This is a genomic window from Streptomyces sp. MspMP-M5 (assembly GCF_000373585.1).
Lineage (GTDB): Bacteria > Actinomycetota > Actinomycetes > Streptomycetales > Streptomycetaceae > Streptomyces.
Window position 1 is genome coordinate 1 of record NZ_KB891954.1, and the last position, 10,866, is coordinate 10,866.

A 10,866-nucleotide genomic window follows, 5' to 3' on the forward strand; every position below is an offset into this window, starting at 1 on the left:
GTCGACGTCCTCTGGGCGATGCTGCGCGACAAGAGGCTCTTCACCTCCGCCCCACCGGTCACGCAGGCGGCTTGACACAATCATTGAGATTCCTCTCGTCACTCATGGGCGCTGGTCCGGTGGGCCGCCGGCCCGTGCCCCGCTTCTCCGGCGGCCGCCACCGCCCGGCCCGCCACCGCGCTCCCCAGCGCCAACAGCCCACCGATGACCAGCAGTTTCGCCAGCGCCCGCCCGGGCCCGGTGGCCACGGCCAGCGGCACCACCACGGCCACCACCGCGGCGTAGTTGAGGCCGGTCACCGCGCGCAGCGCACGCGACGGCGGCGGGCCGGCCGCCAACCGGTCCGCGAGCAGGCGCGCGTACAGCAGCGTCCCGGCCGGGCCCAGCACCGCGAGCACCAGCGCCGGGTCCTGGTACGCGGGCCGGGCGTAGCCCTGGGCCAGCAGCAGGACGACCAGGGCGAGCGCGGTGGTAGCGGCGTTCTGGGCGATCACCCGCCGCCCCACGGGACCGGTGGCGGCGCCCCAGCCCGCCGGCGCGGCCCCGCACAGCAGCAGGGCCGTGGCCGCGGCCGTCCAGGCGTTCACCGGCCGCCGGACGCCCGTCGCGCGGCACCGGCGGCGACCGCGGCGAGCAGCGCGGCCGGCCCGCCCACCACCCACTCCAGGGGGTAGACCGCCGAGATCAGCACCATCCACAATGCGGTCAACGCCGCCCACCAGGCGAGGAGTTCGCCGCCCTTCGCGAGCGTCGACACCGCTCTCCGGCGAACCATCCGTACACCTCCCGCCGGCCTGTCCGGCTCCGCCGCCGGCCCCAGGCTCACACGGGTACCGGAGGCCGCCCGGTCACCGCGCCGGGCGTTACTCCGACGGGGTGCGGCAAGCCACGCCTGCCCGTCCGGTGGGGAATCAGTCCACCTGGTACCCGAAGTCGTACGGGAAGGACGGCTCCCCGGCCTGACAGCGGTAGCGGCCCGAGCCGCTCAGCCCGGCCAGCTCGCCGGTCGCCGATCCGGGCACCACCTCGAAGGTGCCGTGCACCGTGCCGTCGGCGTCGAAGCCGCCGTTCTCTGCCACGACGAAGGTGCCCTCCCGCCCGTCCAGCCGCCCGGTCAGCAGCTGCAGGCCGGTGAACGTCCCGGTCTTGTCCGAGGTGTAGACGATGGTGTACTCGCAGCTCGTACGGGCGGCCTCGATGCCGCCGGAGAAGGTGTTGACGACGGAGGCGCGGGCCAGGCGCGGGCTCGTGGCGTCCGAACCGACCGGGTGCTCCTCCCAGTTGGCGTAGCTGATCCGGCCGGTGGTGGTCTGGGTGGGCATGGGGTGTCCTCTCGATCTGCCGCACGGCTGGTGCGGTGCGATGTGACCCCATCCTGATCGCGGTACCTGACATCTTCTGTCAGGTACCGCGGGAGAATCGATCCATGCGCGCCGACCGTCTCCTCGCCCTGCTCCTGCTGCTCCAGAACCGCGGCCGGATGACCGCCGCCGAACTCGCCGCGGAACTGGAGGTGTCGGTCCGCACGATCTACCGCGACATCGAGGCGCTCGGCGCGTCCGGCGTCCCGGTCCGCACCGACCGCGGGCCGGACGGCGGCTACCGCCTGATGGACGGGTACCGCACCCGGCTCACCGGGCTCACCGACGCCGAGGCCGGCGCGCTCTTCCTCGCCGGAGCCCCCGGCCCGGCCCGCGACCTGGGGCTGGGCGCGGTGCTGGCGACCGCGCAGCTGAAGGTGCAGGCGGCGCTCCCGGCCGAACTGGCCGAGCGGACGCGGCGGATCCAGGACCGCTTCCACCTCGACGCCCCGGCCTGGTTCCGGGACGCCGACCCGGTCGCCCACCTGGCGCCGATCGCCCGGGCGGTGTGGGAGCAGCGGGTGCTGCGCACCCACTACCGGCGCTGGCGCGGCGAGGTCCACCGGGAGCTGCGTCCGCTCGGCATCGTTCTCAAGGGCGGCATCTGGTACCTGGTGGCGCAGGTCGACGAGGCGGTACGGACGTACCGGATCGCACGGTTCCTGGCCGTGGACCTCACGGACGAGGCGTTCGCCCGCCCGGCCGGCTTCGATCTGGCGGCCTACTGGGCGGAGTCCTCCCGGCGTCTGGAGGCCACGCTGCACCAGGACACGGCGCGGCTGCGGATCTCCCCGCGGGCCCGCAGGCTCCTGCCGATGTACTACGGCGCCGCCGGCCGGCGGGCGTTGGAGGAAGCCGGGGAGCCGGACGCGGACGGCTGGACGGAGGTCGAGATGCCGGTCGAGGGACCGGCCGTGGCCGTCGGCGATCTGCTCCGGCTGGGCGCGGAGGCGGAGGTCCTCGGCCCGCCGCCGCTGCGCCGGGCCGTCGCGGAGGCGGTGGCCGCCCTCGCCGACCGGTACGGGGCGACCGCCGCTGCCCGGGAGGTCATGTCGCCGTGAAATCCGGCGTGTTGGAGCTGGCGAAGGCGGCGAAGGGGCGGGGCGGCCGGCCGGTGACGCGGGTGACGGCGTAGGCGTCGATGAATCCCGACCCTGCCCCGGCCCGTCGCCGTGACGACCAGCGGCCCGTCGGCGCGGATGCCGGTGACGGCCCATCAGGTCTCAGAGGTGGCCGATCAGCCCGGTGCGCAGTCGGCCCAGGATGCGGGCGAGCAGCCGCGAGACATGCATCTGCGAGACGCCCAGCTCCTCGCCGATCTCGGACTGCGTCTTCTCGTGGACGAAGCGGAGGGTGAGGATCCGGCGGTCCCGTCGGTCCAGATTCCGTACCAGGGGCGTCAGCGCGTGGAGGTCCTCGGCGAGCTGGAGCCGCGGGTCCTCGTCGCCGAGGGCGTCGGTGAGGCTGCGGGCCGAGTCGTCCTCGGCCGGATCGGTGGGCTGGTCCAGCGAACCGGCGGTGTAGCCGTTGCCGGCGATCAGGCCGTCGATCACCTCCTCCTCGCCCCGTCCGAGGTGCTCGGCGAGTTCGGCGACGGTCGGCTCCCGGTCGAGGCGGGCGAACAGGCGCTCCTTGGCCTGGGCGATCTCGATCCGCAGCTCCTGCAACCGCCGCGGCACATGCACCGCCCAGGTGGCGTCCCGGAAGAACCGCTTGATCTCGCCCACGATGTAGGGCACCGCGAAGGTCGTGAACTCGACCTCGCGGGACAGGTCGAACCGGTCGATCGCCTTGATCAGCCCGATGGTGCCGACCTGGACGATGTCCTCCATCTCCGTCGGGTCGCCGCCGCGGTTGCGGAACCGGGCGGCGGCGTAGCGGACGAGGGAGAGGTTCATCTCGACCAGTGTGTTGCGCACGTACTGATACGCGTGGGTGCCCTCCTCCAGCTCCGCGAGGCGCTCGAAGAACGGCCGGGACAGGACCTTGGCGTCCTTCGGCGCGACCTTGGACGCGTTCGCGAGGTACGGCAGCCCGCCGGTGCCGGAGCTTGCGGTCCGGTGGTTCGGGCCGTGCCGCGTCCCGGTGTGCGTGGATACTGCCGTCGTCATGACAGCCCTCCCATAATTTGGATCATGGTCCGGTAGAGCCCGTCTGCCCTTGGTTCCGGTGGCGAAACATCCACCCCACCTTTTTTGCCATACCAGATCTTGACGATGGGTCAGGGCTTGTGGTGCGGCGGCGCGTGCGCTCCCGGCGGGCCGCCGGTTGCACGGCGTGGCCCCGCTGCACCGGTCGAGCCGCCCCGGTCGCGGCAGCTGAACGTTGGCTGAACAATCGGCGGCCCGTGGATCCCCGTCGCGCCTCCGGCCATCTGGCACACCGACCGGTGAGTTCCACCAGGGAGGATCGTCCATGGCCAGCACCACCTCAGCGGGGAACGCGCCCTCGGCGGAGGAGGCGTTCCCGGCGGGGAACGTGTCCCCGGCGGCGGACGGGTCCGCGGCGGCCGCCGGCCCCGCGGCGGCGAGTCAGGCATCGGCGGGGCGCACGGGCGGCGGGCGGCGGTTCGGCCGGATCGTTTCGGTGCGGCCGGGCCCGTCGGCACGGCCGGCGTACGCCAGACCCGTGCTGTCGGCGATCCTCGTCGTGGCGGCCGTGCTGTTCGCCTGGGACATCCAGCACAGCGTGTTCCACACGTTCTACGCGGAGACCGCGCGCAGCATGGCGGAGAGCTGGCACGCCTTCCTCTTCGGCGCCTTCGACCCGGGCGGTTCGATCACCATCGACAAGTTGCCGGGCTTCCTCTGGCCACAGGCGCTCTCCGCGCGGATCTTCGGCTTCCACCCGTGGGCGCTGACCCTGCCCCAGGTCGTCGAGGGGGTGCTCAGCGTCGCCGTCCTGTACCGCGCGGTCCGCCGCTGGGCGGGGGAGAGCGCGGCGCTGCTGGCGGCGGGCGCGTTCGCCCTCACGCCGGCGATCGCCGGGCTGTTCCGCACCGCGGTCGAGGACCCGGCGTTCACCCTGTGCGTCCTGCTGGCCGCCGACGCCACGCTGCGCGCGGCCCGCGCGGCGCGGCTGCGTCCGCTGCTGGCCGCCGGTGCCTGGGTGGGGCTCGGCTTCCAGGCCAAGATGCTGGAGTCCTGGGCGGTCCTCCCGGCGCTCGGCCTGCTGTATGTGCTCGCCGCGCCGACGGGGCTCCGGCGGCGGCTGGCGCACCTGTCGGCGGCGGGCGCGATGTGCCTGGCGGTGTCGGCGTCGTGGGTGCTGCTGGTGACGTTCACGCCCGCCCAGGACCGGCCGTACGTCGACGGGACGACCGACAACTCGGCGGTCAGCCAGGTCGTCGGCTACAACTTCCTCAACCGCTTCTCCGACCTGCACATCGACGCCAAGGACACCGGCAGCGTCGCCGTGTCGACCATGGCCGGTACCGCGGCGGCGCCGCCGACCGGACACTCCCGGCCTGGCCTCGCGCAGTGGGCCAAGATGTTCGCCCCGTCGCTGGTCTCGCAGATCGGCTGGCTGTATCCGGCCGCGGCACTGGCGGCGGTGTGCGGGGTGGGGTGGCGGCGCGGCCGGCCGCGAACGGATCCGCTGCGGGCCGGATTCGTGTTGTGGGGCGTGTGGTTGATCACGTACTTCCTGGTGTTCAGCGGCGGGGCGATAGGCGGCCACACGTACTACATGGGGGTGGTGGCCATCCCGTTGGCGGCGCTGTTCGGCGGCGGGACGGTGCAGTTCTGGCGGGCCTGGCTGGGCGGCGGCCGGGCCCGGGCATGGGCGTTGCCGACGGTCGTGGGGGCCACGGTCGCCTGGTCGGCGGCGATCGCTGCGCTGTTCCCGGACTATCTGCCGTGGCTGGCGCCGGCCGCGGGCGCCCTGGGCGCGGGCGCGCTGGCGCTGCTGGTCTGCGCCCGTCGAGGAGCGCGTGCCCGCCGGGGAGCCGCCGAGCGCTCCATCCGCACGGACGCCCCGCCCGCCCGGCCCGTCCGCCGGCGGACGGCCGTACTGGGCCTGGCCACCGCCCTGGTGGCGATGCTCCTGCCGTCCGCAGCCTGGGCCTCCTCCGTCCTCGACCCGACGTACGGCCACTCCGGCATGGGCTCGACCGGCCCGGTGGCCATCCGGCGCCACAGCGCGCCCCACGGAGACACGTCCCACCCGAGCGCGTCGCTCCAGAAGCCCACCCAAAGGACCACCGCACCCCACCCGGCCGACGAAAGCTCGCTGACCCCCGCCCAGCGCCGACTCCTCGCCTACACCCGGGCCCACCGGGACGGCGCCCCCTACCTCTTCGCCACCACCAGCTGGCGCACCGCCTCCCCCTACATCCTGTACACCGGTGCCGCGGTGCTCCCGATGGGCGGCTTCACCGGTACCGCGCCCACCCCGACGAGGTCCGGATTCCGCCACCTCGTCGCCACCGGGCAGCTGCGGTACGTCGTCCTCGGCGGTCCACGGACCGGCCCCGGCCGCGCCATCGCCCCCTGGGTGCGCGCCCACTGCGACCGGGTACCGGGCCAGGCACACCAGCTCTACCGCTGCACGCCGCGGTCCGCCGCGGACCACTGACCGGGTACGGGCATCGCCGGAGCCGAGCAGGCGGTGGCCATGCACCGCGTGGCGGCGCCGACGACCCCGCACCGCGCCGCCGTCGGGTCAGGGTTGCGTCAACGTCCGCGCACGGCCGCACGGTTTGCGGTGGTGCGCGGTGACGATGCTCGCAGGACTCGGCGGAGAAGAGCGCGCGCCGGCCGGTGACAGACCGCGGGAGAGGTTCCGCGCGGTGCCGGCCGGCGTGGTCGTGTTGCAGAAGGGAAGTACGTGATGGGGTGGGGGAGCGAGGGCTCCGCGGTGGGCGGGCCGCCGCGGGCCGGCCGGCTCAAGGTCTTTCTCGGCGCCGCACCCGGTGTGGGCAAGACCTACCGGATGCTCGACGAGGGCCGGCGCCGCACCGCGCGCGGCACGGACGTGGTGGTGGCGTTCGCCGAGTGCCACGGCCGCCCGGCCACCGAGGCGATGCTCGACGGGCTTGCCGTGCTGCCGCGTGCCGTCCGCAGCCGTCGCGGCACGGAGTTCGCCGAACTCGACCTGGACCTGGTGCTGGAGCGCCGCCCCGAGGTGGTGCTCATCGACGAACTCGCCCACACCAACGCCCCTGGCTGCCGGCACACCAAGCGCTGGCAGGACATCGAGGAACTGCTCGGCGCCGGCATCGACGTGGTCGCCACGCTCAACGTCCAGCACCTGGAGTCCCTCACCGACGTCGTCGAGAAGATCACCGGGGTGCCGCAGTACGAGACCGTGCCCGACGAAGTCGTCCGCCGCGCCGACCAGATCGAGCTGGTCGACCTGCCGGCCGAGGGCCTGCGGCGCCGCATGGCGCACGGCAACATCTACCCGCCGGAGAAGGTCGACGCCGCGCTGTCGCACTACTTCCGGCTCGGGAACCTCAGCGCGCTGCGCGAGCTGGCGCTGCTGTGGGTCGCCGGCCGGGTCGACGAGGCGCTGCGCAAGTACCGGCACGAGCACGACATCGGCCCGGTGTGGGAGACCCGCGAGCGGGTGGTGGTGGCCCTCACCGGCGGTCTGGAGGGCACCACGCTGATCCGCCGCGCCGCCCGGATCGTCCGCTCCTCGGCCGGCGACCTCCTTGCCGTGCACATCACCCGCAGCGACGGCCTGGCCGGCTCCTCGCCCGCCGCGCTGGCCGACCAGCGGCGGCTCACCGAGAGCCTCGGCGGCACCTACCACGCGGTGGTCGGCGACGACGTCCCCGCCGCCCTGCTGGACTTCGCCCGCGCCCAGAACGCCACCCAGCTCGTCGTCGGCGCCAGCCGCCGCGGCCGGCTGCGGCGGCTGCTGGCCCCGCGCGGCGTGGGGGATACCGTCGTCGAACTCTCCGGAGACATCGACGTCCACACCGTCGGCCACGAATACGCCGGCCAGGGCCGCATCTGGGCCGCCCCCGGCAGCGGCCTGCCGCGCATCCGCCGGGCCGCCGGGCCGATCGCCGGCCTGGTGCTGCCCCTGCTGCTCACCCTCGTACTGCGCGGCGTCTCCGCCCCGCTGTCGCTCAACCCCACCAGCGAGACACTGCTCCTCCTGCTGACCGTGCTGGGCGTGGCCTGCATCGGCGGCGTGGTCTCCGCACTGCTCGCCTCGATCACCACCTCGCTGCTCCTCAACTACTACTTCATCCCGCCCGTCGGCCAGTTCACCTTCGCCGAGGCCAACATCGTCGTCGCCCAGGCCGCGTTCACCACCGTCGCGGTCACCGTCGCCGCCATCGTGGACCGCTCGCTGCGCCTGGGCCGGCGCGCCGCCCGGGCGACCGCGGAGGCCGAGACGCTGTCCTCACTGGCCGGCGGCATCCTGCGCGGGGACCGGGCGGTGCCGGACCTGCTGGAACGCACCCGCGAGACCTTCGGCATGGACCACATCGAGCTGCGGGCGCGCGGGGCCGCCCGGGGCGCCCAGGCCGTGGGCACCCCCGGCGAACCGGGCGCCGACCACCGGACCGAGGTCGCGATAGGGGACGACAGCGTGCTGGTGCTGACCGGGCGCCGCCTGCCCGCCTCCGAGCACCGGGTGCTCACCGCCTTCGCCGCGCATCTGACCGCGGCCGTCGAACGCGCCCGGCTCGCCGAGGCCGCCGCCGAGATCGAACCGGTCAAGGCGGCCAACCGGATGCGGACCGCACTCCTGGCCGCGGTGGGCCACGACCTGCGCACCCCGCTGGCCGGCAGCTGGGCCGCCATCAGCTCCCTGCGCAGCCGCGAGGTGGACTTCTCGCCCGAGGACCGCGAGGAACTCCTCGCCACCGCGGAGGAATCACTGGCCAAGCTCAGCCGCCTGGTCGACAACCTCCTGGACATGAGCAGGCTCCAGGCCGGCGCGCTGACCCTGCACCTGGAGCCCGTCGCCCTCACCGACGTGCTCCCCGCCGCTCTGGACACCCTCCCCGGCTCGCCCCCGCAGACACCCGGACGCGTCCTCGCCCAGGGGCTGGACACCGCCCCCGACGTGCTCGCCGACCCGCCGCTGTTGGAGCGCGTCGTCGCCAACCTGGTGTCCAACGCGGTACGCCACTCGCCCGCCGGCCACCCGGTCACGATCGGCGCCAGCGCCCTCGCCGGCCGCGTCGAAGTGCGGATCACCGACCGCGGCCCGGGCATCCAACTCCCCGACCGGGAGCGGGCGTTCGAGCCGTTCCAGCGACTCGGCGACACCGACAACACCACCGGTCTCGGCCTCGGCCTGGCACTGTCCCGCGGCCTGACGGAGGCGATGGGCGGCACGCTCACCCCGGAGGAGACGCCCGGCGGCGGCCTCACCATGGTCGTCTCCCTGCCCGCCGCCCCGGAAGCACGGCTCCCGGAACCGGCGCCGGCCGCCACCACGCCGCTCCACCGCGCTCCGGCCGAGGCGCCCCCGGCCGAGCCCGCCGGCCGCCCCGCCCACCCGCACTAGTGCGCGGGTGAGGCCCCCGCTACGGGGCCGCCGCCTACGCTTCCACCGCCTCGACGATGGAGGCGAAGGTGGGCGTGGGCAGGATCCGGGTGCGGCGCAGACCGGCGCGGGAGAACAGCTCGTCCAGTTCCCGCGGGCCACGTTCCTTGCCGGTCACCAGCGTCATCATCGCCACGTCCAGCGCCTTGCCCGGGTGGGGGCCGTTGCCCGGCTCGGGCACGGAGTCGACGACCAGGACCCTGCCGCCCGGGGCGAGACCACGCCGGCAGGCACTCAGGATGCGGACGGCGGCCTCGTCCTCCCAGTCGTGCAGGACGTGCTTGAGCAGATACACGTCGCCGCCGTCCGGTACGGAGGCGAAGAAGTCGCCCGGTTCGGCGCGCCACCGGCCGGACAGCCCGGGCGCGTCCAGGACGTGGTCCGCCAGGGCGGGCGCCTGGTCGAACAGCACCCCCGACAGGCCCGGATGACGCAGCAGGACCTGGCGCAGCAACCCGCCCCGCCCGCCGCCGACATCGACCACCGTGCCCTGGTCGGGGAACGGGTAGGCACCGGCCACCAGGTCGTCCATCGGCTCGGAGAACGCCGCCATGCCCGCGTCGAAGAGCTCCCGGGTTCTGGGGTCGCCCTTGAGATACTCGAAGAACGGTGCGCCGAAGACCTGGGCGAAGCCCGGTGCACCGGTGCGTATCGTGTCGTCCAGCGCCCCCGACGAGCGTACGAAGAGGTCGTCGGTGAGCATCAGCACCGCGTCCCGCAGCGAACCGGGCACCTTGGTGCGCAGGAACTGCGCGGCCGGCGTCAGGTGGAAGGCGCCGTGGTCGTCCTCGCTGAAGACCTCGCGGGAGGCGAGATAGCGCAGGCAGCGCCGTAGGAAGACGGGGTCGGTGCCGGTGAGCCGGGCGAGTTCGGCGGCGGTGCGGGGGCCGCCGGCCAGGTGGTCGGCGATGTGGTTCAGGGCGGCGGTCCGTAACGCCGCGGAATACAGGTGACCGAGCGCCTGCTCGATCAGATGGGCCGCCCCCGCGTGCGCCGCGGCGTCGGTCAGGTCCGGGTGGTCGGTCGGGTTGGGGGTGTTCACCGTCAGCCTCCGGGCAGATGGTCGGCGAGTCGGGCGGATGCCCCTCACTCTTGCCGCGTCCTCCCGTTCCCGGCACCGCCCAAGTGTGGATCTTCGTCTCGGCCTTCCGGCCTAGGGCGCTTCTGACGTGCCGGGCCGGGGGAAGTTGAGGCAACTGTGGTCACTCGGCGGCGTCAGCAACGGCAGAACGGCCCCCGTCAGCAACGGGGATTCGAGAATGGCGCAGCGCGGGGCACCCGGCAAGACGGCCGGTCGCGCCGCGGACGGCGGGACCGACCCACGTCCCGGCCGGCCCGGTCGCCTCAGCCGGTGAAGCCGCCGTCCCGCAGGATCGTGTCGATACGGGTGCGGTGTGCCTGCTCCCAGTCGTCGAGGGTCTCGCCGGCCTCCTCGGCCAGTTTGGCCCGGGCGGCCTGGAGGACCTCCTCCTGCCGGTCGCGGGGCACGACCACCACACCCTCCTCGTCAGCGACGACGACGTCCCCGGCGGAGACGGCCACACCGCCGCACCGCACCTCGACGTTGAGCGGTGCCACGGCCTTCTTGCTCCCCGGAATCGGGATCACCCCGCGGGCGAAGACGGGGAAGCCCAGTGCCCGCACCTCGGCGAGGTCGCGGATCAGTCCGTCGGCCACGAACGCGGCGACTCCCCGGCGTTGGGCCACCGCACAGACATTGCCGCCGGCGAGCGCGTAGTCCAGGTCGCCGGATTCGACGACGATGACCGCGCCCGGTTCCGCGCGGTGGATGGCCGCATGCAGCATGAGGTTGTCTCCGGGCGGGCAGCGTACGGTGAACGCCGGCCCGGCGACCCGCGGCACCGCGGGCCACAGCGACCGGATGCCGATGTCCATGACCTGCCCGCGGCCCAGCACGTCCGCGAGGGTGGTCGGCGATATCTCCCGGAAGGCGGACGTCGCGGGGGTGCGGGAGCCGGGCGCGGCGGGG

9 protein-coding genes are annotated in these 10,866 nt (G+C 74.2%); 3 read left to right on the forward strand and 6 right to left on the reverse strand.

Going from position 1 to position 10,866, the window contains the following annotated elements:
* Positions 1-98: 98 nt before the first annotated feature.
* From B073_RS0136890 to B073_RS0136900, 3 genes are all read right to left on the reverse strand, one after another.
* Positions 99-587 carry a monovalent cation/H+ antiporter complex subunit F gene (locus B073_RS0136890; RefSeq protein ID WP_018543078.1) on the reverse strand — a complete coding sequence of 163 codons (489 nt, stop codon included), beginning with the start codon at positions 585-587 and terminating at the stop codon, positions 99-101.
* Positions 584-775, reverse strand: a complete 192-nt coding sequence (locus B073_RS42415) for a hypothetical protein (RefSeq protein WP_037814053.1) — start codon at positions 773-775, stop codon at positions 584-586. The genes B073_RS0136890 and B073_RS42415 overlap by 4 nt, the downstream gene beginning before the upstream one ends.
* Before the next feature lie 136 nt (positions 776-911).
* Positions 912-1,322: a DUF3224 domain-containing protein gene (locus B073_RS0136900; RefSeq protein ID WP_018543080.1), complete on the reverse strand. Its 411-nt coding sequence runs from the start codon at positions 1,320-1,322 to the stop codon at positions 912-914.
* Positions 1,323-1,426: 104 nt separating this feature from the next.
* On the opposite strand from B073_RS0136900, the gene B073_RS0136905 reads away from it, so the two are divergent.
* Positions 1,427-2,422, forward strand: coding sequence for a helix-turn-helix transcriptional regulator (locus tag B073_RS0136905; protein WP_018543081.1), 996 nt, complete (start codon positions 1,427-1,429; stop codon positions 2,420-2,422).
* Between the two features lie 162 nt (positions 2,423-2,584).
* Here B073_RS0136905 and B073_RS0136910 read toward each other — a convergent pair whose 3' ends face one another.
* Positions 2,585-3,472, reverse strand: a complete 888-nt coding sequence (locus B073_RS0136910; RefSeq protein ID WP_018543082.1) for an RNA polymerase sigma factor SigF — start codon at positions 3,470-3,472, stop codon at positions 2,585-2,587.
* Positions 3,473-3,776: 304 nt separating this feature from the next.
* On the opposite strand from B073_RS0136910, the gene B073_RS0136915 reads away from it, so the two are divergent.
* Both B073_RS0136915 and B073_RS42420 read left to right on the forward strand, forming a co-directional pair.
* Entirely contained in the window at positions 3,777-5,936 is a 2,160-nt protein-coding gene (locus B073_RS0136915; RefSeq protein WP_018543083.1) for an ArnT family glycosyltransferase, read from the forward strand.
* 255 nt (positions 5,937-6,191) lie between these two features.
* Positions 6,192-8,837 (forward strand): sensor histidine kinase, encoded by a 2,646-nt coding sequence (locus tag B073_RS42420; RefSeq protein ID WP_018543084.1) that lies wholly within the window; start codon positions 6,192-6,194, stop codon positions 8,835-8,837.
* Positions 8,838-8,871: 34 nt separating this feature from the next.
* Here the strand turns inward: B073_RS42420 and B073_RS0136925 are convergent, their stop codons facing one another.
* Both B073_RS0136925 and B073_RS0136930 read right to left on the reverse strand, forming a co-directional pair.
* Positions 8,872-9,918: a methyltransferase gene (locus tag B073_RS0136925; RefSeq protein ID WP_018543085.1), complete on the reverse strand. Its 1,047-nt coding sequence runs from the start codon at positions 9,916-9,918 to the stop codon at positions 8,872-8,874.
* A gap of 302 nt (positions 9,919-10,220) precedes the next feature.
* The gene (locus B073_RS0136930) at positions 10,221-10,817 is read right to left on the reverse strand and encodes an RraA family protein (RefSeq protein ID WP_026248077.1); all 597 of its coding nucleotides are present in this window, start codon (positions 10,815-10,817) and stop codon (positions 10,221-10,223) included.
* Positions 10,818-10,866 lie beyond the last annotated feature (49 nt).

Coding starts and splice junctions, on each gene's coding strand:
- B073_RS42415 (WP_037814053.1), bottom strand. CDS start 775: ATGGTTCGCCGGAGAGCGGTGTCGACGCTCGCGAAGGGCGGCGAACTC.
- B073_RS0136900 (WP_018543080.1), bottom strand. CDS start 1,322: ATGCCCACCCAGACCACCACCGGCCGGATCAGCTACGCCAACTGGGAG.
- B073_RS0136905 (WP_018543081.1), top strand. CDS start 1,427: ATGCGCGCCGACCGTCTCCTCGCCCTGCTCCTGCTGCTCCAGAACCGC.
- B073_RS0136910 (WP_018543082.1), bottom strand. CDS start 3,472: ATGACGACGGCAGTATCCACGCACACCGGGACGCGGCACGGCCCGAAC.
- B073_RS0136915 (WP_018543083.1), top strand. CDS start 3,777: ATGGCCAGCACCACCTCAGCGGGGAACGCGCCCTCGGCGGAGGAGGCG.
- B073_RS42420 (WP_018543084.1), top strand. CDS start 6,192: ATGGGGTGGGGGAGCGAGGGCTCCGCGGTGGGCGGGCCGCCGCGGGCC.